The 21,625-nt window shown below is 65.4% G+C and carries 20 protein-coding genes; 9 read left to right on the forward strand and 11 right to left on the reverse strand.

From position 1 onward, the window contains the following. Window positions 1-4: 4 nt before the first annotated feature. Entirely contained in the window at window positions 5-1,258 is a 1,254-nt protein-coding gene (locus ACT53K_RS07085) for a M24 family metallopeptidase (RefSeq protein WP_476228003.1), read from the reverse strand. A 171-nt stretch (window positions 1,259-1,429) separates the two neighbouring features. Here ACT53K_RS07085 and ACT53K_RS07090 point away from each other — a divergent pair, with 171 nt between their 5' ends. Next, window positions 1,430-2,752: a dicarboxylate/amino acid:cation symporter gene (locus ACT53K_RS07090; RefSeq protein ID WP_476227859.1), complete on the forward strand. Its 1,323-nt coding sequence runs from the start codon at window positions 1,430-1,432 to the stop codon at window positions 2,750-2,752. A gap of 12 nt (window positions 2,753-2,764) precedes the next feature. On the opposite strand, the gene ACT53K_RS07095 is transcribed toward ACT53K_RS07090, so the two are convergent. The 3 genes from ACT53K_RS07095 to recA form a co-directional block, all read right to left on the reverse strand. After that, the gene (locus tag ACT53K_RS07095; protein WP_476227860.1) at window positions 2,765-3,391 is read right to left on the reverse strand and encodes a glutathione S-transferase family protein; all 627 of its coding nucleotides are present in this window, start codon (window positions 3,389-3,391) and stop codon (window positions 2,765-2,767) included. Window positions 3,392-3,561: 170 nt separating this feature from the next. Then, window positions 3,562-3,786, reverse strand: a complete 225-nt coding sequence (locus tag ACT53K_RS07100; RefSeq protein ID WP_476227861.1) for a hypothetical protein — start codon at window positions 3,784-3,786, stop codon at window positions 3,562-3,564. 19 nt (window positions 3,787-3,805) lie between these two features. After that, on the reverse strand, window positions 3,806-4,876 hold the full coding sequence (gene recA / locus ACT53K_RS07105) for a recombinase RecA (RefSeq protein WP_476227862.1): 1,071 nt from the start codon (window positions 4,874-4,876) through the stop codon (window positions 3,806-3,808). A 161-nt stretch (window positions 4,877-5,037) separates the two neighbouring features. Between recA and ACT53K_RS07110 the strand changes: the two genes are divergently transcribed. Beyond that, entirely contained in the window at window positions 5,038-5,757 is a 720-nt protein-coding gene (locus tag ACT53K_RS07110; RefSeq protein ID WP_476227863.1) for an MOSC domain-containing protein, read from the forward strand. A gap of 12 nt (window positions 5,758-5,769) precedes the next feature. Here the strand turns inward: ACT53K_RS07110 and ACT53K_RS07115 are convergent, their stop codons facing one another. The 6 genes from ACT53K_RS07115 to dapA all read right to left on the reverse strand — a co-directional run bounded on the left by ACT53K_RS07115 (window position 5,770) and on the right by dapA (window position 12,760). Continuing rightward, window positions 5,770-6,123 (reverse strand): response regulator, encoded by a 354-nt coding sequence (locus tag ACT53K_RS07115; protein WP_476227864.1) that lies wholly within the window; start codon window positions 6,121-6,123, stop codon window positions 5,770-5,772. Window positions 6,124-6,162: 39 nt separating this feature from the next. After that, a complete protein-coding gene (locus ACT53K_RS07120) occupies window positions 6,163-8,556 on the reverse strand; it encodes a hybrid sensor histidine kinase/response regulator (RefSeq protein ID WP_476227865.1) in 2,394 nt (797 codons plus the stop codon). An 84-nt stretch (window positions 8,557-8,640) separates the two neighbouring features. Continuing rightward, entirely contained in the window at window positions 8,641-10,722 is a 2,082-nt protein-coding gene (locus ACT53K_RS07125) for a M13 family metallopeptidase (RefSeq protein ID WP_476227866.1), read from the reverse strand. A gap of 53 nt (window positions 10,723-10,775) precedes the next feature. Further along, the gene (locus ACT53K_RS07130; RefSeq protein ID WP_476227867.1) at window positions 10,776-11,336 is read right to left on the reverse strand and encodes a DUF2062 domain-containing protein; all 561 of its coding nucleotides are present in this window, start codon (window positions 11,334-11,336) and stop codon (window positions 10,776-10,778) included. Beyond that, on the reverse strand, window positions 11,329-11,811 hold the full coding sequence (smpB, locus tag ACT53K_RS07135) for an SsrA-binding protein SmpB (RefSeq protein WP_476227868.1): 483 nt from the start codon (window positions 11,809-11,811) through the stop codon (window positions 11,329-11,331). The genes ACT53K_RS07130 and smpB overlap by 8 nt, the downstream gene beginning before the upstream one ends. Before the next feature lie 67 nt (window positions 11,812-11,878). After that, window positions 11,879-12,760, reverse strand: a complete 882-nt coding sequence (dapA, locus tag ACT53K_RS07140; RefSeq protein ID WP_476227869.1) for a 4-hydroxy-tetrahydrodipicolinate synthase — start codon at window positions 12,758-12,760, stop codon at window positions 11,879-11,881. A gap of 69 nt (window positions 12,761-12,829) precedes the next feature. Here dapA and ACT53K_RS07145 point away from each other — a divergent pair, with 69 nt between their 5' ends. The 3 genes from ACT53K_RS07145 to ACT53K_RS07155 all read left to right on the forward strand — a co-directional run bounded on the left by ACT53K_RS07145 (window position 12,830) and on the right by ACT53K_RS07155 (window position 15,706). Continuing rightward, the gene (locus ACT53K_RS07145; RefSeq protein WP_476228004.1) at window positions 12,830-14,821 is read left to right on the forward strand and encodes a lytic transglycosylase domain-containing protein; all 1,992 of its coding nucleotides are present in this window, start codon (window positions 12,830-12,832) and stop codon (window positions 14,819-14,821) included. 13 nt (window positions 14,822-14,834) lie between these two features. Continuing rightward, on the forward strand, window positions 14,835-15,314 hold the full coding sequence (gene greB, locus ACT53K_RS07150; RefSeq protein WP_476227870.1) for a transcription elongation factor GreB: 480 nt from the start codon (window positions 14,835-14,837) through the stop codon (window positions 15,312-15,314). Between the two features lie 113 nt (window positions 15,315-15,427). Further along, the gene (locus ACT53K_RS07155) at window positions 15,428-15,706 is read left to right on the forward strand and encodes an acylphosphatase (protein ID WP_476227871.1); all 279 of its coding nucleotides are present in this window, start codon (window positions 15,428-15,430) and stop codon (window positions 15,704-15,706) included. Between the two features lie 130 nt (window positions 15,707-15,836). On the opposite strand, the gene ettA is transcribed toward ACT53K_RS07155, so the two are convergent. Further along, on the reverse strand, window positions 15,837-17,516 hold the full coding sequence (gene ettA, locus ACT53K_RS07160; RefSeq protein ID WP_476227872.1) for an energy-dependent translational throttle protein EttA: 1,680 nt from the start codon (window positions 17,514-17,516) through the stop codon (window positions 15,837-15,839). Between the two features lie 131 nt (window positions 17,517-17,647). Between ettA and ACT53K_RS07165 the strand changes: the two genes are divergently transcribed. From ACT53K_RS07165 to ACT53K_RS07180, 4 genes are all read left to right on the forward strand, one after another. Beyond that, complete coding sequence (locus ACT53K_RS07165; RefSeq protein ID WP_476227873.1) at window positions 17,648-19,027, forward strand: M20/M25/M40 family metallo-hydrolase; 1,380 nt, start codon at window positions 17,648-17,650, stop codon at window positions 19,025-19,027. 159 nt (window positions 19,028-19,186) lie between these two features. Further along, window positions 19,187-19,405 carry a hypothetical protein gene (locus ACT53K_RS07170; protein WP_476227874.1) on the forward strand — a complete coding sequence of 73 codons (219 nt, stop codon included), beginning with the start codon at window positions 19,187-19,189 and terminating at the stop codon, window positions 19,403-19,405. Window positions 19,406-19,536: 131 nt separating this feature from the next. Next, a complete protein-coding gene (locus ACT53K_RS07175) occupies window positions 19,537-20,823 on the forward strand; it encodes a dicarboxylate/amino acid:cation symporter (RefSeq protein WP_476227875.1) in 1,287 nt (428 codons plus the stop codon). Further along, the gene (locus ACT53K_RS07180; protein ID WP_476227876.1) at window positions 20,792-21,529 is read left to right on the forward strand and encodes a response regulator transcription factor; all 738 of its coding nucleotides are present in this window, start codon (window positions 20,792-20,794) and stop codon (window positions 21,527-21,529) included. Before ACT53K_RS07175 ends, ACT53K_RS07180 begins: the two co-directional genes overlap by 32 nt. The last annotated feature ends 96 nt before the right edge of the window (window positions 21,530-21,625 follow it).

Below are 21,625 nucleotides of genomic sequence, written 5' to 3' on the forward strand. Positions count from 1 at the left end.
AGTCTCAGCCCATTGGCGCATCGATCGACCGCGGCGGCGTGCTGAACCATTTCGGCCCCGCCTCGGTCATGTGGAAGCAATCCTCCAGCCGCACGCCGAAACTGCCGGGGATGTAGATGCCGGGTTCGTTCGAAAAGCACATGCCCGGTGCCAGCTTCGTCTTTTCCCCGCGCACCAGATTGACCGGCTCGTGCCCATCGAGGCCAATGCCGTGGCCGGTGCGATGCGACAGGCCCGGCAGCTTGTAGTCCGGGCCATAGCCGAGCGACGCATAATAGCCACGCACCGCATCGTCGACGCTGCCCGCCGGAGCGCCAAGCTTTGCGGCGGCGAAGGCGATCTGCTGGCCCTTCGCCACCTGATCCCACACCTTGCGCTGGGCAGTGCTCGCCGTGCCATGGACGAAGGTGCGCGACACGTCCGACTGGTAGCCCATCACGTTGCAGCCGCAGTCCATCAACACGATCGCGCCATCGGCGACCGGGGAAGGCGTCTTCGTGCCGTGCGGATAGGCGGCCCCCTCCCCCACCAGCACCAGGCTGAACTCCGGATCGCCGCCCAGCTTCCGCGTCGCCGCGTCCATCAATGCTGCAACGTCGCGCTGACGCATCCCCTTTTCAACGCGAGGATAGACAAAGCGATAGGCAGCAATAGTGATATCGGTTGCGAGCTGCATCAGCGCCAGTTCGGCCGGGCTCTTGATCATCCGGCAGCCGCGCACGACCGGGTTCGCCGACGTGACACGCAACCCGTTCTTCTGCAGCCCGTCGACCGCAAAGAAGCGCACCGTCTCCTCGATGCCGACTGGCAGGCCCGCCAGCTTACGGTCACGCAGAAATCCCGCGACAGTCTCGAGCGGATCTTCATCCTCCTGCCACACCCGCACCTCCGCCGGGATCGCCAGCGTCTCCCGGGTGCGCGGCTCCTCGAAAAAGGGCGTGACGATGCACGGCTCGCCTTCGACCGGAAGCACCGCAGCAGTCAGCCGCTCGCTGCGCCCCCAGCGGATGCCGGTGAAATAGACCAGGCTCGCACCCGGCTCGATCAGCACCGCGCCGATTCCGGCAGCTTTCATCAGCGCCTGCGCCTTCACCAGGCGGGCGCGGCGTTCCTCGGGGCCAATCGGGCGCGCGGTGCCGGCCATGTCCTGCAGCCCGGCAAGATCGGGCTCGGCGGCGCGGACGATCGCCGGGATACCCAGCAAAGGCGCCGTCGCCATGCCGCCCAGCAGATGCCGCCGCGTCATTCCCCATGCCATCATGCCACGCCCCCCATCTCGAACCGGGTGCCTGGGTAGAGGGAATAAGGGCGTGACAGCAAGCGCTTCGCCCTTCGTCCGCCGCGCGGCCTCGCCGCAACAGGGCCGCCGGGCTTGACCCGACGCCGACAATCCCGTTCCGTCGCGCGACGATTCTTCGGGGGAGCATTTGTGGGTAAACGACTTACCTGGTTCATTCTGGCGGCGCTGCTCGCGGGCGGGCTGATCGGCTGGGGGCTGAATCTCGGCTATGGCGGCACGCCGGAGGGCAAGGCGCTGCTCGAGCGCATCGCCTATGGGCTCGACATCCCGACCCAGATGTTCCTCCACCTGATCAAGATGATCATCGCGCCGCTGGTGATTTCGACGCTGGTGGTCGGCATTGCCCATATGGGCGGCAGCGGCGCCATCGGCCGGGTGGGTTTCAAGGCGTTCTTCTGGTTCGTCTGCGCCAGCCTGATATCGCTGACGCTGGGCCTGATTCTCGTCAATCTGCTGCATCCCGGCACGGGGCTGCACCTGCCGCTGCCGCCGGCCAATGCCTCCAGCGGCGTCGACCGCACCGCCTTCGATGCCGCCAAGTTCTTCACCCATATCGTCCCGACCAGCGCCATCGACGCGATGGCAAGCAATGACATCCTCCAGCTGGTGATCTTCTCGCTGTTCTTCGGCGTCGGCATGGCCGCGGTGGGCGAGAAGGCGAAGCCGCTGCTGCACGGACTGGAAGCGCTGGTTTCGGTGATGCTGACCGTCACCGGCTATGTGATGCTGTTCGCGCCAGTGGCGGTGTTCTGCGCCGTCGCGCGGACGCTCGCTACCAAGGGCCTGGGCGTCGTCGGCGACCTCGCCTATTTCATGGGCAGCTTCTACCTGGGCCTGGCCGTACTGTGGACGGTGCTGCTCGGCGCCTGCTTCCTGGTCGTCGGTCCGCGCACCGGCCAGCTGATCCGCTATCTGCGCGACCCGATCCTGCTCGGCTTCTCGACCGCTTCGTCCGAGGCAGCCTATCCGCGCACGCTCGACGCGCTCGACCGGTTCGGGGTGCCGCCGCGCATTGCCAGCTTTGTCCTCCCGCTCGGCTATTCGTTCAATCTCGACGGCTCGATGATGTATATGACGTTCGCGTCGATCTTCATTGCCCAGGCATACGGCATCCATCTCGACTGGGGCACGATGATCCAGATGCTGCTGATCCTGATGATCACCAGCAAGGGCATCGCCGGGGTGCCGCGCGCCAGCCTTGTCGTCATCACCGGCACACTGGCCCATTTCAACATCCCCGAAGCCGGCGTGCTGCTGATCCTGGCGGTCGACCATTTCCTCGACATGGGCCGCACCGCGACCAATGTGATCGGCAATGCCGTCGCCAGCGCAGTTGTGGCGCGCTGGGAAGGCACGCTCGATGCACCCGACGAAGCCGAGCCGGCGGTGACGCCGATCCCCGCCGGAGGACCGAGCGACGCCCGCAGCTTCGGCGACTATGCCGGGCACTGAGCCCGGCGCACCTCACGCATAGGCATAAGGCCCGCCCGCCCGGAGCGCCTTCTGATAGGCCGGGCGGGCGTGGATCTTCTCGAGAAAGGCGGCGATGTGCGGGCGCCCATCCAGCGCGCCTGCACGCGCCACCGCCGCTTCCAGCGGAAAGCTCATCATCACGTCGGCTGCGGTGAAGTTGTCTCCGGCGAACCAAGGCCGGGCGGCAAGCTCGCCCTCGACATAGTCGAAATGCACCTCGGCCATCGGGCGAAACTTCTTCAGCCCCAACTTGCCGAACACCGGCACCCGGCCGAGCACCAGCATGACGAGCAAAGGCGGCATCAGCGAACCTTCCGCATAATGGAGGAAATGGCGATAACGCAGCGCGTCGTCCCGGTGCGCCGGTGCGCCCAGCCGGCCATCGGCCTTGTCGACCAGATATTCGATGATCGCGCCGGTTTCGGCGACGACGGTGCCACCATCCTCGATCACCGGCGACTTGCCGAGTGGATGAACACGCTTGAGTTCGGGCGGCGCAAGCATCGTCGCCTTGTTCCGCTCGTAACGCTTCACCTCATAGGGCAGACCAAGTTCCTCAAGCAGCCAGAGTATCCGCTGCGAGCGGGAATTTTCGAGGTGGTGGACCGTGATCGTCATGGCTTTCCCTCAGGCGCGGCAGTGGCGGAACTGCGGCAGGGTGCGCCAGGCGCATCGGACGCGCAAGGCGCGTTTCTGCCGCTCAAAACCGTGTAATTTTATTGCGAAGTTTAGGAAGTTGCGGCCCGCGCACGTTTTGCGAGAAGGCGGAGGCACGCAGTCCTTCACGCTCATCGCGCCTCTGCCTTGTCTTTAGCAGCAGTGATCAGAGCGAGAACCGCAGGATCGGCAAGCATCCCGACATCGCGCAGACACAGATAGCGCCCGCGCTGCCCTTCGCCAGACGCTTCCTGCGCCTCCGGCCATACTCCGCGCAGAAACGCCCGTGCGGCGAGGGTGCGGGCGGAAAGATCGCTTCCCGCCGCTCCCTCGCTGCACAAAGGCGCTATCGTCATCGGACGACTACCATCCCGATCAGATGTCGTCCTCAGGTTCCGGCCCTGCCATCAGCCCTTCGGCGACCTGCTCGGTGCGGCCGCGGATTGCAGCCTCGAGGCGGGCGCAGACTTCGGGGTTGTCGCGCAGGAAATTCTTCGAATTCTCGCGCCCCTGGCCGATGCGGATGCTGTCATAGCTGAACCAGGCGCCCGATTTCTCGACCAGCCCGGCCTTGACGCCGAGATCGAGGATTTCGCCGATCTTGGAAATGCCCTCGCCATACATGATGTCGAATTCGACTTGCTTGAACGGCGGAGCGACCTTGTTTTTCACCACCTTGACGCGGGTGGTGTTGCCGATGATCTCCTCGCGGTCCTTGATCTGGCCGGTGCGGCGGATGTCGAGGCGGACCGAGGCGTAGAATTTCAGTGCATTGCCGCCGGTGGTCGTTTCCGGATTGCCGTACATCACGCCGATCTTCATGCGGAGCTGGTTGATGAAGATCACCATGCAGCGCGAGCGGCTGATCGAACCCGTCAGCTTGCGCAGGCTCTGCGACATCAGCCGCGCCTGCAGACCGACATGGCTGTCGCCCATTTCGCCTTCGATTTCGGCGCGCGGCACCAGTGCGGCGACCGAGTCGACCACCAGCACGTCGATCGCGTTCGAGCGAACCAGCGTGTCGGTGATTTCCAGCGCCTGTTCGCCGGTATCCGGCTGCGACACGATCAGTTCGTCGATATTGACGCCCAGCTTCTTCGCATAGACCGGATCGAGCGCGTGTTCAGCATCGACGAACGCAGCGACGCCGCCATTCTTCTGCGCCTCGGCAATGACATGGAGCGCAAGCGTAGTCTTGCCCGAGCTTTCCGGCCCATAGACTTCGATCACGCGGCCGCGCGGCAGACCGCCGACGCCCAGCGCAATGTCCAGCCCGAGCGAGCCGGTAGAGATCGCCTCGACCTGCATCGTCTCCTTCGAGCCGAGCTTCATTGCCGAGCCCTTGCCGAAAGCGCGGTCGATCTGTGCGAGGGCGGCGTCGAGCGCCTTCTGCTTGTCCGTGGAAATGGCCATATTGCCGTCGATCACCTTAAGGGATGCTGCCATTGGAAGGCCCCGTCGCTAGAGGGTTTGTGCCACGCATTCAACCGTGTTGGAAAAGCGTGTATCGGATTTGTTCCACGAGAACAAGAGGGGAACTCGTCAATTTCGGCTGGGCACATTCATAACGGTTGCGATGCCCCTGCCCGCCCGCTAGCCGGGCTACGATGACCAGCATCGTCGGCCATGTCTCCGCGCTTGCGCGTTTTCCGGTCAAATCGATGGCGGGCGAAGCACTGACAGTGGCCGAGATGGACTGGCAGGGCATTGAGGGCGATCGGCAATATGCCTTTGTCCGCGCCGCCAACGGAACACGCTTTCCGTGGCTAACTGCGCGACAGGTGCCGGCAATGGCGCTGCACCGCGCCCGATTCGTCGACCCCGGTAGCCCCAAGCGCAGCGCCGTTCTGGTCGACACGCCCGATGGCGGTGCCTGTTCGCTACACGATCCGCAGTTGCTTGCCCGCCTGGAAAGGGCCGCCGGCGAGCCTGCCACGCTAATACAGGTCGCGCGCGGCATTTATGATTCGATGCCGGTCTCGATCCAGACCCATGCCGGCCACCGCGCGCTGGAAACCGCGCATGGCAGCGCCATCGATCCCCGCCGCTTCCGCATCAACGTTACGATCGAAAGCGAACTCGTGCCCGAACTGTGGCAGGGAATGCGGCTGGCCTTCGGCAGCGGCGAGGACGGCGCTGTGGTGCAATGCGCCGACCCGATCGACCGCTGCGTTTTCGTGACGATCGATCCGGATACCGGCGCCAAGAATCCGACGATCCTGCGCACGCTCGCCCGCCACTTCGCCAATCGTTATGGCCTCTATGCCGGCCCCGCCCGCCCCGGCCTGATCCGGCTGGGCGACCCGGTGCGCGTGCTGCCGGCCTGATAAGCCGCCGGATCAGCCGAGCGTGGCGAGGATCTGATCGACGCGGTCGAGCGTGAAGGGCTTGGCCAGTACCGGCCGGTCACGATGGCGTTCGACGATGCTGTCATCGGCGCCGCCCGTGGCCAGCACGAACGGAATGCCGCGTTCCGCCAGCATGTCGGCAATCGGCCAGCTTTGCTCGCCGCCGCGCAGATTGACGTCGAGGATCGCCGCGTCGATTCCGCCCTCGCCGATCCGGTCCAGCGCATCGGCGACATTGTCGCAGGTGCCGGCGGCGACGCGATCGAGCGCATCGAGGAAATCCTCGAGCATCATCGCGATCAATGGTTCGTCTTCGACGATGAGAATTTGGCGAGGCCCCTGCATGTCTTGCCCTTTGCAGGAAAAGCGCCCAGCGCCAAGTGCTTATTTGGCGGCGAGAACATCCCGTACCGCTTCAGCAAGTTGCTGGACCGAAAAGGGTTTTGGCAGAAAAGCGACATTGTCGAGATCAATCGACTTGCGAAGCTGCTCTTCCGCATAGCCCGACATGAACAATATCGGCAGGTCAGGCCAGCGCGCGCGGATCTTTCGCGCCATGCTGGGACCATCCATCACCGGCATCACGACGTCCGAAACCAGCAGATCCGGCTTTTCGATCGTCTCTATCGTCTCCAGCGCGATTTCGCCATTGGCGGCCGTGATCACCGTATAGCCCTGACGACTGAGCGCCCGGTCGGCAATGGCGCGGACCATGTCCTCATCCTCGACCACCAGGATGGTACCGGTGCCCCACAGATCGGCAGGCTTTTCCTTGACAACAGGGAGCTTGGCCACCGCCGCTTCGGCCGCAGCATGGACCGGCAGGTAGATGGTGAACTGCGCGCCGCCTTCCGGCCCGTTCTCCGCAAAGATGTAGCCGCCCGACTGTTTGATGATACCATAGACGGTCGAAAGGCCGAGGCCGGTGCCCTTGCCGACTTCCTTCGTGGTAAAGAAGGGTTCCCAGATCTTGGTGAGAATTTCGGCGGGAATGCCGGTGCCGGTGTCGGAAATGCGCAACGCGGTATAGTCGCCGACCGGCAGCACGTCCTCATCCATCTGCCGCACTTCGGCAGCCGGCACCGCCAGTGTCTCGATCGTCAGCGTGCCGCCACCGCTCGGGTTCTTTGCCAGCATCGCGTCGCGGGCATTGACGGCGAGATTGACTACCACCTGCTCGAGCTGACCCGGATCGGCGCGCACCGGCCCCAGATTCCGGCCATGCTTGACGTCGAGCAGCACCGTTTCGCCAAGCAGGCGCTTGAGGAGATTGGATACTTCCGAGATCACGTCGGGCAGTTGCAGCACCTGCGGGCGCAGCGTCTGCTGGCGTGAAAAGGCGAGCAGCTGGCGCGTCAGGCTGGCGGCGCGGTTCGAATTGGCGCGGATTTGCTGGATGTCGTCATAATCGCTGTCACCGGGCGAATGGCGCATCAGCATCAGGTCGCAATGGCCGATGATCGCGGTGAGGATGTTGTTGAAGTCATGCGCGACGCCGCCGGCAAGCTGGCCGACCGCCTGCATCTTGGTCGCCTGTGCCACCTGGCGCTTCAACTTCCCTTCTTCACCCGTGTCGCGCACGCTGAGCAGCACCGCCGCGTCGCCCAGCCCGCGCGCGCCGGCAATGGTAATGGCGATCGGCTCTTCGGGCGCGTCGTTGAGACGGACGGTGATTTCCAGCGACTGCGGCGCCCCGGCGGCGAAGCGGCGCACGGCATCCGCCAGCGTCGCCTTGTCCTCGCGCACCACCAGATCACCCGGATAGAGTGGCGGCGCGGCGGGATTGACACGGGCGGCTCGCACAAAGGCGTCGTTCATGCTGCTGAAGCGGCCATCGCGATCGACCAGCGCCAAGCCGGAGGGAAGCAGCGCGATCAGCGAGCGCACATGCGCAGAGACGCTGCCGCCGATCGCCGGGGCTGGCGCGGCGCTGACTTCCTCGTCGAGCAGCGCGACGAGCAGCGGCGCGTCCTCGCCCTCCAGGAACGGGATCTGCAGCACGCGCAGCGGCGTGCCCTTCACCCCTTCTCGCTCGAAACGCACCTGCCCGGCTGAATCCGTGATCAGCAAGCGCGCGAAATCTCGCCCCTCTACAGTGGCTTCGGCGCTACCCATCGCACGTAGTCTGAAGACTCGATTGGCCGAACGGATGCGGCCTTCGGGCGAGATGAGCACCGCCATCACGCCGGCGCCAGCCAGCCGGTCGCCCACCTGACCGCCGATCAGCGCCTGGACCTGCACGGCCAGATCGAGCGCCTGCACGCCAATGAATCGCCACACAAGCGATTCGTCGCCTACACGGGAAATCCGTACGGTGAGCGGCGCGCCAAAGGCGAATATTTCGCCGCACTGCGCCTCCCCGTCACGCCAGGCGGCACGGGCGCAGGCGCCGAGCGCCGTTTCCCCCGCCTCTCCCACGGGCAGCCCGGGTGGCGTCGGCCAGCCGCCGAACAACGCCTCGTAGCGCGGATTGGCGCAGACGAGCTGGCCGGCGCGATCGGTAACGGCAAGGGCATCATCGCTTGCCGCAGCCAGGGCATGCGCGATCGTCCAGTCGGTCACCAGCGCAGGCGAAGGCGGCGCGCGGAACAGCCGCGTCGCCGCGAGCATCAGCCCCGTCGCAACGACAGTCGCAGCGACGAACCCTGCCGCTACCGCGCGCTCGCCGATGGTGAGCAGCACGACGCCGGCGGCCAGCACGCCGGCCGCGGCCGCCGCAAGCAGCGGCAGCAGCACCGACGGGCGCGGCAGGTCGACGTCTTCGGGCAAGGTTGCCATGGGCTATCGATGTTCGGTCGCCCGACGCGGGTCAAGCGCCGAGTGTGTCCCCGCCCGCAGATCGCGCGGGGACACAGGCGCGCATCACCAGATGCGGACGCGCTTGTCCGGGCTGAGATACAGCTTCTCGCCCGGTGCAGGCTGGTAGGCGCCGTACCAGGGATCGAGATTGCGCACGACCCAGGCGCGCTGCTGCGACGGCGAGTGCGGATCGGTGAGCAGCCGCTGCCGCAGATTCGCCTCGCGGTAGTTGCGGCGCCATACCTGCGCCCAGCCGAGATAGAAGCGCTGGTCGCCGGTGGTACCGTCGATCACCGGCGCTTCCTTGCCGTCCAGGGACTTCTTGTAGGCGTCATAGGCGACGGTGAGGCCGGCGAGGTCGGCAACATTCTCGCCCAGCGTGTTGCGGCCCTTTACGTGCATGCCGGGCAGCGGCTCATAGGCGTCATACTGCGCAACCAGCGCATCGGTGCGGGCCTTGAACGCCGCCACATCGGCCGGCGTCCACCAGTCGGTCAGGCGACCTTCCTTGTTGTACTTGGCGCCCTGGTCGTCGAAGTGATGGCTCAATTCATGGCCGATCACCGCGCCGATGCCGCCATAGTTGACCGCCGGATCGGCATTGGGATCGAAGAAGGGCGGCTGCAGGATCGCAGCCGGGAAGACGATCTCGACCATGCCGAAATTGGCATAGGCGTTCACTTCCATCGGCGTCATGCCCCATTCCCAGCGCTGCAACGGCTTGCCGAGATGGCCGATATTATAGGCGTGTTGCCACTGGTTGGCGCGCTGCGCATTGCCGAATGCATCGCCGGCGACAATCTGCAGGTCCGAATAATCGCGCCAGCGATCGGGATAGCCGATCTTCGGCGTGAAGGCGGCGAGCTTCGCATGCGCCTTCACCTTGGTTTCGGGCGACATCCAGTCGAGCTGATCGATGCGCGCGTCCATCGCGGCGATGACGTTCTTGACCAGCTGGTCGGCCGCAGCCTTGGTTTCCGGCGGGAAATATTTGGCGACATAGACCTTGCTGACTTCGTCGGACAGCGCGGCGGTGGTGAAGTTGACGGCCCGTTTCCAGCGCGCTTCCTGCTCCGGCGTGCCGGACAGCACGGTGCCTTCAAAGGCGAAATCCTCCTTGTCGATCGCGCTGGGCAACACGTCCGAATAGGCGCTGAGCGAACGGACGAGCAGCTGGTCCTTCAGTACCTCGATCGGCGTGGTCTGGAGCAGCTTGGCGATGCCGGCAATGGCGCTGGGCTGCGCGACGATGACGGTATCGACCGGCGCGCCGATGCCTGCGAAATAGGCCTTGAAGTCAAAGCCCGGGGCCAGCTTGGCCAGCGCGGCGACGGTCATCTTGTTATAGGTGTTGTTGACGTCGCGGCTGCGCTCGCGGGTCCACTGCACTTCGGCAACCTTGGTCTCGAAGGCGAGGATCGCCTTGGCCCGCGCGACGGCATTGGCTTCGCCGGCCAGCGTCAGCATGGCCGCGAGGTGCTTTTCATAGGCGGCGCGCGTCTCGGCGAACTTCGCGTCCTTCAGCAGATAATAATCGCGATCCGGCAGACCCAGACCGCCCTGGCCCAGCGAGAGCGCATAGGTTTCCGGCTCCTTGTCGTCCTGCCCGACATAGGCCCCGAACGGCCCGGCGACGCCGTTGCGTGCCGCCTGGGCATAGAGCGCGGGGAGCCCCGCCTTGGCCTTTACGGCCTTGATCGTGCCGAACCAGGGCTGGATCGGCGCAAGGCCCTTGGCATCGATCGCGGCGGTGTCGAGATAGGTCGCATAGGCCGTGCCGATCTTCGAGGCGGGGTCCGCCTTGGCGGCTTCGAGAATGTCGTGCGTGCGCTGCTTCGACAGATCGTCGATCACGTTGAACGCGCCATAGTTGGACTTGTCCGCCGGGATCGGCGTGTTCTTCGCCCAGGTGCCATTGGCATAGCCGTAGAAATCGTCGCCGGGACGGATCGAGGCATCCATGCCGGCCGTGTCGAAACCGAAATCGCCATATTGCGGCTTGGGCTTCGGCGCCGGTGCGGGCGCAGGCGCGGGCGAAGGTTCAGCAGCGGCAGTCTGGGCCGGCGCTTCCTGATGCGCGGTGGCGCAGGCAGTCAGCAATGCAGGCGCGGCGAAAATGGTAGTGGCAAGCAGAAGCGGGCGCATCGACAACCTCTCGTGAAAGAATATGTCGCGTCTTAACCGCTTAATACGGCCCGTCAATCTGCCCCGATGGCCGCACCGCGTAGCCGATCGCGCAGCCGCCGCCGGCGCTTGCGGGCGATCCACAGCCGCCACAGCAATGCACTGCCGAAATAGCCGATGGTCGCCAGTGCCAGGCTGATCGTCAGCAGCCCGGTAAGTGTCGCGGGCCCTGCCTCGCGCAGCAGCCAGTCGAGCCAGCCGGGCGCCGCACTCGCTTCCGCCACCACCGCCGGCCCCAGCATCCAGCTGCCAAGCCAATAGGCTGCCACCCAGAGCGGCGGCGTGGTGAAGGGATTGGTGAGGAAGGTCGTCGCCGCCGCGGCCGGAATATTCGCGCGGAGCGGCAGCGCCAGCAAAGCCGAGGCGGGAATCTGCCCCATCGGGATCAGGATACCCGTCACCATGCCCAGAGCGACGCCGCGCGGCACCGAGCGGCGGGTGAAACGCCACAGCGAGGAATGCATCACCCGGCCGGCAACCGGACGCAGCCAGCGATTGCCTTCGATCGATTCGCGGCTGGGCACCGCCTTGTCGGCTAGCCGCTGCAGGCGCCCCGGGCGCGGCGCCTCAGCCACGGTCGCGCAGGAGGCGCGATTGCTCGCGCTTCCAGTCCCGTTCCTTGATCGTCTCGCGCTTGTCATGCGTCTTCTTGCCCTTGGCCAGCGCCAGTTCCACCTTCGCACGGCCCTTGCCGTTGAAATAGATGGAGAGCGGCACCAGCGTCATGCCTTCGCGGGCAACGGCGCCATGAAGCTTGTTGATCTCGCGTTCGTGCAACAGCAATTTGCGCGGGCGCTTCGGCTCATGGTTGAAGCGGTTGCCGTGGCTGAATTCGGGGATGTTGGCATTGACCAGCCACACCCCCTCGTTCTTGATTTCGGCATAGGCCTCGGCAATCGAGCCTTCGCCGAAGCGCAAAGACTTCACCTCGGTACCGCTCAGCACCAGGCCGGCTTCATAAGTCTGTTCGATGAAATAGTCGAAACGCGCGCGCCGGTTCTCGGCGACGGTCTTCACCTTGTCGAAAGTTGTGGGACGCGGACGGGCCATAAGGCCGTGCGATGTAGGGACAGCCGGGCCCGAGCGCCAGACGTTTGTTGGCGCCCGGGCACTCCGGTCAGATCAGGCCGGCAAATTCCAGCGCGGCATCGACGGCCTTGCGGCTCGCCTCGCCCGCCGGCGTCATCGGCAGGCGCAGCTCCTGCGGGAACCCCGGCCGCACACGGCCCAGCGCATATTTCACCGGCCCCGGCGAGGCATCAGTGAACATTGCGATATGGAGCGGATAGAGCCGGTCGTGCAGTTCCAGCGCCTTTGCGGTGTCGCCCGCTGCCCAGGCGGCCTGGAAATCGGCGCACAGGCGCGGTGCGACATTCGCCGTCACCGAGATGCAGCCTACCCCGCCCATCGCATTGAAGGCCAGCGCGGTTTCGTCATTGCCCGAAAGCTGGACGAAGCCGTTGCCGCAGGAGGCGCGCTGTTCCGACACGCGGCCGAGATTGCCGGTCGCATCCTTCACGCCGACAAAGCGGTCAGGGAATGCCTGAACGATTCGCGCCATGGTTGCCGGAAGAATGTCCGTCACCGTGCGACCGGGCACGTTGTAGAGCACGATCGGCAGATCGGTGGCGTTCGCAACGGCCTCGAAATGCCGGAAAATGCCTTCCTGGCTGGGGCGATTATAATAAGGCGGTACCATCAGCACCGCGTCGGCGCCTGCGTCCTTCGCGGCATGGACATTGGCAATCGCGACGGTGGTGTCGTTCGAGCCCGCGCCGGCGAGGATTTTCACCCGGCCTTTCGCCTGATCGGCACAGACGCGGACGACATCGAAATGCTCGTCCTTGGGCATCGTCGCCGCTTCGCCGGTGGTGCCGCAGGGCACGAGCGCAGCCGAGCCCTGCTCGATCTGCCATTCGACAAGGGCGCGGAAATCCTCCTCCGCGAAGCTGCCGCCCCGGAACGGAGTGACCAGCGCGGGGATCGAACCTGAAAACATCCGCGGAATCATCCTTATTTCGTCGATTACGGGCTGGCGCATAGGGCGCGATTCCGTATCATGTCCAGCATGGTCGGTACGGTAATCAAAGGCGCGTTGTTGTTTGCCGGGATTTCGGGACTGGCAGCATCCTCGCAGGTGACGCCTGCGATGCTGGCGGCGCTTGCCCATGGCGTGGTGCCGCAGGCACAGGCACAATATGATCCGGTGGCGACAGCGCTCGCCGACTGGAAACGACTGCAGCAATCGGACAATTGGCCGTTCAGCGATTATGCCAATTTCCTGCTCGCCCATCCGGGCTGGCCGGGCGAGAAGAGCCGGCGTGCCGCAGCGGAGACCGTGCTCGACAGCGGCGCCACAGCGCCGGACCTGACGATCCGCTACTTCACGCGATTCCCACCGATCACGCCGGCCGGCCGCATCCGCTATGCCGAAGCGCTGGCCGCCAAGGGACAGCGCGCCGATGCCGAGGATCAGGCGCGCCGCGCGTGGCAATCGGGCATTCTGCGCGTCGCCGATGAAAGCCGCCTGTTCGCGATGTTCGGCAGTGCGCTGCGCCCCGCCGACCACGACGCGCGGGCCGACAAGCTGATCTGGCAGGGCGCAATCACCAGCGCCGTTCGCCAGCTTGCCTATACTTCGCCGGAAAACCGGCCGCTGTTTGAGGCGCGGATCGCCTTGCGCAGCAACAGCGCCGATGCCGCCGCCAAAGCGGCACTGGCGGAGGCCCGCGGCCGCAGCGACCCGGGTTTCATTGCCGATCGCGCCCGCTGGTTGCGCGAGACCGGGCAGGTTCAGGCGATGCGCGCCTATCTCGCTCAGCCACGGCAAATGATGGGCGTACCGGCCGATCCTGAGAAATGGTTTGAACTGTTGCTGGGCGCGGCACGCGGCGCGGCAAGCGACGGCCAATATGACCTCGCCTATCGGATCGCCTCGCAGGTCGACGATGCCTATCCGCTCGGCACCAACATCAGCGAGCAGCCGCTCGGCCCGCGCGACGACTATACCAGCCTGGTCTGGCTCGCGGGCACCACGGCGCTGTACGATCTGCACCGGCCGACCGATGCGATTGCGATGTTCGATCGCTATTCACGCGGATCGCGGACGCCGCAGACTCAGTCCAAGGGGTTGTACTGGGCGGGTCGCGCTGCCGAGATGGCAGGCAACCGCGAACTGGCGCAGGGCTATTACGCCCGCGCCAGCGGCTATCCGGACCTGTATTACGGCCAGCTGGCCGTCGAGCGCAGCGGCCGCCCGCTGCAGGGGCCGCCCGATCTCAGCGCCCGCAAGGCCAGCGCTGCGGCACGCGACGCCTTTTACCGCAGCGAAGTGGTGCGCGCGGCGCAGATACTCGGCACGATGGGCAACCGCACCGACCAGGGCCTGTTCATCCGCCAGATCGCGCAGGATGCCCGCACCGACGACGACCATATCCTCGCCGCCGAACTGAGCCGCACGATCGGCCGCCCTGATCTGGGCGTGATGGTAGGGCGCAGCGCGCTGCAGAACGGCCTGTCCGACTATACCGCCGCCGGCTACCCTTCCGTGCCGGTGCCGGAGAACCAGCGCGATTACTGGACGATCATCCATGCGATCGCCCGGCAGGAAAGCCAGTTCGACCGCGACGCCGTGAGCCATGCGGGTGCACGCGGACTGATGCAACTGATGCCCGGCACCGCCCGCGAGACGGCAAGCAAGCTGGGCATGAGCTATGATCCGTCGGCGCTCAACGCCAATACCGATTACAATATTCAGCTCGGCTCCACCTATTTCCAGCGGATGCTGAACCTGTACGGCGGCAATTATCCGCTGGCAGTCGCGGCCTATAATGCCGGGCCGGGCAATGTGAACAAATGGCTGCGCGCCTATGGCGATCCGCGCCTGCCGGGCGGTGACATGGTGCGCTGGGTCGAACAGATTCCGATCTTCGAGACGAAGAACTATGTCCAGCGCGTGCTGGAAAATGCCGTGGTGTACGACCTGATGCACCCGGAACATGCCCGCAGCCGCGGCCCCGCCAATCTCAGCTGGTATCTGGGCAAGAACCAGCCGGGCTGATAGCGGTCGGGCGATGCACGATCGGCCCAATTACATCACGCCCGCCGGCTATGCCGCGCTCAAGGCGGAATATGACCAGTTGTTCGCGGAAGAACGCCCCAAGCTGGTCGACACCATCGCCTGGGCGGCGGGGAATGGCGACCGCTCCGAAAATGGCGATTACATCTATGGCCGCAAGCGGCTGCGCGAGATCGACCGCCGGCTGGGCTGGCTGGCGAAACGGATGAAGGCAGCCAAGGTGGTGGACCCGGCGCGGCAGGAGGATCGCACCCGCGTCTTCTTCGGCGCGACTGTCACCATTGCCGATGAAGATGACCAGCACCGCACGCTGACGCTGGTTGGCGATGACGAGGCCGATGCGGGGAAGGGCCGGGTCGGCTGGAATGCGCCGCTGGCGCGCGCGCTGCGCGGCGCGGCGGTGGGCGATCTGCGCAAGGTGATGCTGCCGGCCGGCGAACGCGAATATGAAGTAATTGCCATCGTTTACCCATGACGCGATGGGGCCTGCCAAAGCTGCGGCGGACGGTGGCGATACCCGGCTCCCCTGCCCGGCATGGCTGCTAAGGTAATTGGCGCCGGGCGAACCGGTGCGTTTGAAAGAGGCGTATGACGCAACAGCGTATTCTGGTTTCGGGACGTGTGCAGGGGGTTGGCTATCGCGATTGGGTGGTGCGGACCGCACAGCGCAGCGGCGTGACTGGCTGGGTCCGCAATCTGAAAGATGGCCGGGTAGAGATTGTGGCGTCGGGCGAAGGAGAAGCGGTGCAGGCGCTGGTCGAAGCCTGCCGCGAAGGCCCCCCGCTCGCCCGCGTCGAGCATGTCGAGGCACAGGTGATTCCGGAAGACCGGCCGCACAAGGGCTTCACCAAGCGGTTTACGGCCTGAGGGCCGGGCGGCCGCCCTCACCCTTCCGGCGCTTCGCGCCTCCCTCCCTCTCCCAAAGGGAGAGGGAAACGGGCCGCCACCGAGACAGTGGGAAGGGTGCGAGTGAACCCGCCCCTTCCCTATCGCCGGCTCAGCGCGTCAGCTTCTTGTAGGCCAGCGCGGTCGGACGATCGGCGGCATCGCCCAGACGGCGGCGCTTGTCTTCTTCATAGGCTTCGAAGTTGCCCTCGAACCATTCGACATGGCTGTTGCCTTCGAAAGCGAGGATATGGGTGGCGAGACGATCGAGGAAGAAGCGATCGTGGCTGATCACCACGGCGCAGCCCGCGAAATTCTCGATCGCCTCTTCCAGCGCGCCCAGCGTTTCCACGTCGAGGTCGTTGGTCGGTTCGTCGAGCAGCAGCACGTTGCCGCCGCGCTTCAGCATCTTGGCGATGTTGACGCGGTTGCGCTCACCACCAGAGAGCTTGCCGACATTCTTCTGCTGGTCCTGGCCCTTGAAGTTGAACGCGCCGACATAGGCGCGGGTCGACATATCGTGGCCGTTGACCTTCATATAATCGAGCCCGTCCGAGATTTCCTCCCAGACATTCTTGCTGTCGTCGAGGTGGTCGCGGCTCTGGTCGACATAGCCCAGGCGCACGGTCGAGCCGATATCGATCTCGCCCGAATCCGGGGTTTCCTGGCCAGTGATGATCTTGAACAACGTCGACTTGCCGGCGCCGTTCGGCCCGATCACGCCGACGATGCCACCCGGGGGGAGCATGAACGACAGGTTCTCGAACAGCAGCTTGTCGCCATACGCCTTGGAGATGTTCTTGGCCTCGATCACCTTGCCGCCCAGACGCTCGGGCACCTGGATGACGATCTGGGCCTTGCCGGGCGTGCGGTTTTCCTGGCTGGCGACCAGTTCCTCGAACTTCTTGATACGTGCCTTGGACTTGGTCTGGCGCGCCTTGGCACCCTGCCGGATCCACTCCAGCTCGTCCTTGATCGCCTTCTGGCGGCCGGTCGCCTCGCGGTCTTCCTGCTCGAGGCGCTTGGCCTTCTTTTCGAGATAGGTCGAATAGTTGCCCTCGTACGGGAAATACTTGCCGCGGTCGATTTCGAGGATCCAGCCGACCACATTGTCGAGGAAATAGCGGTCGTGGGTGATCATCAGCACCGCACCGGCATATTCCTTCAGGTGGTTTTCCAGCCAGCGGACGCTTTCGGCATCCAGGTGGTTGGTCGGTTCGTCGAGCAGCAGGATCGACGGCTTCTGGATGAGCAGGCGGGTGAGCGCGATGCGGCGCTTTTCACCGCCCGACAGGTTCTCGACCGGCCAGTCGGAAGGCGGGCAGCGCAGCGCTTCCATTGCGACTTCGAGCTGGTTGTCGAGCGTCCAGCCGTCGACCGCGTCGATCTTGGCCTGCAGCTCGCCCATTTCTTCCATGAGCGCGTCGAAATCGGTGTCGTCCTTGGGATCGCCCATCTCGGCCGAAATGGCGTTGAAGCGATCGACCATGTCCGCCACTTCGCGCGCGCCGTCCTTGACGTTCTCCAGCACATTCTTGGTCGGATCGAGCTGCGGCTCCTGCGGCAGATAGCCGACGGTGATGTTCTCACCCGGCCATGCCTCGCCGGCGAAATCCTTGTCGATGCCGGCCATGATCTTCATCAGCGTCGACTTGCCGGCGCCGTTGGGGCCGACGATGCCGATCTTGGCACCCTGATAGAATTGCAGGTTGATGTTGTTCAGCACCGGCTTGGGGGCGCCGGGGAAGGTCTTGGTCATGTCCTTCATGACGAAGGCGTATTGCGCTGCCACGGTGGCGGGTCTCCGTTGCGAAATTCGGGATGCTGGAAAGTCGTGCGGCATGTAGCGATGCGGGCGCGGGTTGGCAACGAGGAGGGCCGCGCCCCATTGCAATCGGGCCGTCGCTGGCTAGCATCCGCCGCATGACCAAACGCCTACTGCTCGCGGCCGCTGCCGCGCTCGCCCTGCCTCTGCCCGCTCTCGCCCAAACTGCGCCCGATCCGGCGGCGGTTCGCGACGCGGCGCTGAACGATACGATCGCCTGGGACGTTGTCGAGGGTCTCACCACCGAGGTGGGCCAGCGCCTCGCCGCGACCGAGGCGGAGGCGCGGGCCCGGGCCTGGGGCGTGAAGAAACTGACCGCGCTGGGGTTCCAGAACGTCCATATCGAAACCTATCGAATGCCGGTCTGGGTACGCGGCGTGGAGACTGCCGAAGTGCTCGGCTCCTCCGCCCAGAAGCTGACGATCACTGCGCTCGGCTATTCGGGCTCGACCGGCGCAATGCCGCTGGAGGCGGAGGTGGTCTATTTCCCGACGCTCGCCGATCTGCAGGCGGCGCCCGCGGGCAGCCTGAAGGGCAAGATTGCCTTTGTCAGCCACAGCATGACCGCCACCCAGGACGGCTCGCAATATGGCTATTATGGCGCGGTTCGGCGGTCCGGCCCCGCGCTTGCAGCCTCGAAAGGTGCCGCGGCGATCCTGATCCGGTCGATCGGCACGGACTATCACCGCAACCCGCACACCGGTGTTACCAACTGGCCGAAGGGCGTGACGCCGATCGCGGCGGCCGCGCTCTCCGTGCCCGATGCCGAACAGCTCGAGCGGCTGGTGAAGCGCGGGCCGGTGAAGCTTCGCCTCGTCGTTACGCCGCAATTCGAGGGTGAGGCGGAATCGGGCAATGTCATCGCCGACATTCCGGGTAGCGATCCCAAGGCCGGCATCATCGTTGTCGGTGGGCATCTCGATAGCTGGGATCTGGGCACCGGCGCGATCGACGACGGCGCCGGCGTGGCAATCACCACCGCCGCCGCGCTCCAGGCCGCCAAGGCGGGCCAGCCGCGCCGCACGATCCGCGTCGTGTGGTTCGGCGCCGAAGAAGTGGGCGGTTTCGGCGGCGAAGCCTATGCCAAGGCGCATGCGGCCGACAACCATGTGCTGGCAATGGAATCCGATTTCGGTGCCGACCGCATCTGGAAGTTCGAAGTCAATCTGCCAGAAAGCGCCAAGGCCGTCGCCGACCGGATCGAGACCGCGCTAGCACCGCTCGGCATCTCGCGCGGTCGCAGCGTTGCCGGCGGCGGCACCGATGTGGAGCCGATCCTGCGTGGCAAGGTCGGCGCGATCGGCCTTTCCCAGTCGGGCATGCGCTATTTCGACTATCACCACACCCCCGACGATACACTCGACAAGATCGATCCGGCGCAGTTGCGACAAAATGTGGCAGCGTGGGCGGCGATGCTGACTATTGCCGCGAATGCCCCCGAGGAGATCGGCGCCGTGGCCTCAGCCAGCCGCGAGTGACGGCAGATCAGGACCGCGATTGCCCCATTTTTGACCAAAATGTGGCAATCGCGGCTGGTTCGTGATTGACGCTTGCGTCTCTGGCGTTATGTCAGTGCGCACGCAACGGGGCTTTCGGCTCGGATGCGAAACGTTTCGACGATAAAAAGGAGCACCAGGATGAAGAAGCTTCTCGGTATGGCTGCGGTCGCCAGCCTGATCACGCTTTCGGCTTGCGGCGGCGGCGAGACCAACACTGCCGACACCGCCAACCAGACCGAAGCCAATGCTTCGATCTATCAGGAAGGCGCCGACAATCAGGCCAATGCTGCGGCCGATGCCGCCATCGGCAACGCCGCCGACGCGAACGCCACTGCTCCGGCCGGCAACGCGATGTAATCTGCCGGCTCCGCGCCCTGTAGCGCGGCGCAGATGCGATAGGGGGCGCCTCCCGGTGGGGGCGCCCCTTTTGTATTCCCCCGCCGCTGGCTAAGAACCCGCGCACGCTTGCCGACAAAAAGGGCCGCTCGATGAATTCCGCGTTTCGCCGCCCCTGGTGGCGCCTGCTCTATAGCTGGGTGCTGATCGGCATCGCCGCTGGTGCGATGGTCGGTTATTGGCTGCCCGGCATGGGCACGGCGCTGCAGCCGCTGGCGGACGGGTTCATCGCGCTGGTGAAGATGGTGATCCCGCCGGTGATCTTCCTCACCGTCGTGACCGGCATTGCGGGCTCGCACGGCGTCGGACGGCTGGGCCGCGTAGCAGCAAAGGCCTTCGGCTATTTCCTCGTCTTTTCGACGCTGGCGCTGATCGTCGGCCTGGTCGTCGCGCATGTCCTGCAACCGGGCGCGGCGATGCATGTCGATCCGCGCACGCTGGATGCCGGTGCCGTGCACGGCTTTGCCGAAAAGGCGCATGAATCGACGCTCAGCGGTTTCCTGCTGGCGATCATCCCGACCACGCTCGTATCAGCCTTCACCAGCGGCTCGATCCTGCAGGTGCTCCTGGTGGCGATCCTGTTCGGCGTGGCACTGGGCGCAGTGGGAAAGCAGGCGCGCCCGTTGACCGACCTGCTCGAACGGCTTTCGCAAGTGATCTTCCGCCTGGTCGCAATCGTGATGTGGGCCGCGCCGGTGGGGGCCTTTGGCGCAATGGCCTTCACCATCGGCCGGTATGGCATACACACGCTGCTGAGCCTTGGGGCGCTGGTCGGCACCTTCTACCTAACGTCCGCGCTGTTCGTGCTCGTCGTGCTAGGCACGGTCTGCGCGCTCAACGGCTTCTCGATCCTGAAGCTGCTCCGCTACCTGAAGGCTGAATTGCTGTTGGTGCTCGGCACGTCCTCATCGGAAGCAGCCCTGCCCGCGCTGATCGAAAAGATGCAGCGTGCTGGGGCAGCCCGCGAAATCGTCGGCGTGGTCGTACCCGCCGGCTATTCGTTCAATCTCGACGGCACCAATATCTATATGACGCTGGCGGCGCTGTTCATTGCCCAGGCGACCGGCGTGCACCTTACGCTAGGCGAGCAGCTGGGTCTGCTCGGCGTGGCGATGCTGAGTTCCAAGGGCGCCGCGGGTGTTACCGGTGCCGGATTCATCACGCTCGCCGCCACGCTGGCGATTGTGCCCAAGGTGCCGATTGCCGGCATGGCACTCATTCTGGGGGTCGACCGTTTCATGAGCGAATGCCGCAGCCTCACCAATTACATCGGCAACGCCGTCGCGACGCTGGTCGTTGCCCGTTGGGAAGGCGGGCTCGACCGCACGGCGTTGAAGGCGGCGCTCGATGCGGGTGATGCGCCGGCGACAGGCGAATGACCGCCGCACCGGCATGTTGCGAGGCGACCCCTTGAATTTCCTGCTCGCCGATGACGATCCGGTTTTCGCCGACACGCTGGCCGATGCACTGGCCCGGCTGGGCCATCAGGTCGAGCGCGTCGAAGACGGCCGCGCGGTGCTGGAGGCAGTCGATCGCGACCAGTTCGACGCCGTACTGCTCGACCGCACCCTGCCCCGGCTCGACGGGCTCAGCGTAATCGAGCGTCTGCGCGGGGGCGGCAAGACGCTGCCCGTGCTGATGATGAGCGCAGGCGGCCAAACACTGGAGACAATCGAAGCGCTGGATGCGGGTGCCGATGACCTGGTCTTCAAATCGACCGCGGCAGCCGAGATCGAAGCGCGGCTGCGTGCCCTGGTGCGGGGGCGGCGGTGGCAGGCCGGCGACGGCGACAGCCTGCGCGCGGGCGATATTGTCGTCAGCCCCACCCGCCACCGCGCCTGGCGCGGTGAAAGGTCGCTCCACCTTTCCAAGCTGGAGCTGGCGCTGCTCACCGAACTGGTGCGCAATTGCGACACCGTGCTGACGCGCGCGGTGCTGCTCCAGCGCATCTGGGGCTATGAAAGCCCGCCTGCCACCAACATCGTCGAAGCGCAGGTGCGCGCGCTGCGGCGGAAGCTGGCGCCCGAGGGCGGCAGCAGCCCGATCATTACGGTACGCGGCGTGGGTTATCTGATCCGCAGCTGATACCAAGCCGCGCGGGACGGAGCATGGAGGGCGCGTGATGCTGCCCCATCCGCGTGTCGCAATCCGCTCAACCGGCCGTCACCCCAGCGAAAGCTG

This window comes from Sphingomonas sp. DMC8, assembly GCF_056314185.1.

Coding starts and splice junctions, on each gene's coding strand:
- ACT53K_RS07085 (WP_476228003.1), bottom strand. CDS start 1,258: ATGGCATGGGGAATGACGCGGCGGCATCTGCTGGGCGGCATGGCGACG.
- ACT53K_RS07095 (WP_476227860.1), bottom strand. CDS start 3,391: ATGACGATCACGGTCCACCACCTCGAAAATTCCCGCTCGCAGCGGATA.
- ACT53K_RS07100 (WP_476227861.1), bottom strand. CDS start 3,786: ATGACGATAGCGCCTTTGTGCAGCGAGGGAGCGGCGGGAAGCGATCTT.
- recA (WP_476227862.1), bottom strand. CDS start 4,876: ATGGCAGCATCCCTTAAGGTGATCGACGGCAATATGGCCATTTCCACG.
- ACT53K_RS07110 (WP_476227863.1), top strand. CDS start 5,038: ATGACCAGCATCGTCGGCCATGTCTCCGCGCTTGCGCGTTTTCCGGTC.
- ACT53K_RS07115 (WP_476227864.1), bottom strand. CDS start 6,123: ATGCAGGGGCCTCGCCAAATTCTCATCGTCGAAGACGAACCATTGATC.
- ACT53K_RS07120 (WP_476227865.1), bottom strand. CDS start 8,556: ATGGCAACCTTGCCCGAAGACGTCGACCTGCCGCGCCCGTCGGTGCTG.
- ACT53K_RS07125 (WP_476227866.1), bottom strand. CDS start 10,722: ATGCGCCCGCTTCTGCTTGCCACTACCATTTTCGCCGCGCCTGCATTG.
- smpB (WP_476227868.1), bottom strand. CDS start 11,811: ATGGCCCGTCCGCGTCCCACAACTTTCGACAAGGTGAAGACCGTCGCC.
- dapA (WP_476227869.1), bottom strand. CDS start 12,760: ATGTTTTCAGGTTCGATCCCCGCGCTGGTCACTCCGTTCCGGGGCGGC.
- ACT53K_RS07145 (WP_476228004.1), top strand. CDS start 12,830: ATGGTCGGTACGGTAATCAAAGGCGCGTTGTTGTTTGCCGGGATTTCG.
- greB (WP_476227870.1), top strand. CDS start 14,835: ATGCACGATCGGCCCAATTACATCACGCCCGCCGGCTATGCCGCGCTC.
- ACT53K_RS07155 (WP_476227871.1), top strand. CDS start 15,428: ATGACGCAACAGCGTATTCTGGTTTCGGGACGTGTGCAGGGGGTTGGC.
- ACT53K_RS07165 (WP_476227873.1), top strand. CDS start 17,648: ATGACCAAACGCCTACTGCTCGCGGCCGCTGCCGCGCTCGCCCTGCCT.
- ACT53K_RS07170 (WP_476227874.1), top strand. CDS start 19,187: ATGAAGAAGCTTCTCGGTATGGCTGCGGTCGCCAGCCTGATCACGCTT.
- ACT53K_RS07175 (WP_476227875.1), top strand. CDS start 19,537: ATGAATTCCGCGTTTCGCCGCCCCTGGTGGCGCCTGCTCTATAGCTGG.
- ACT53K_RS07180 (WP_476227876.1), top strand. CDS start 20,792: ATGCGGGTGATGCGCCGGCGACAGGCGAATGACCGCCGCACCGGCATG.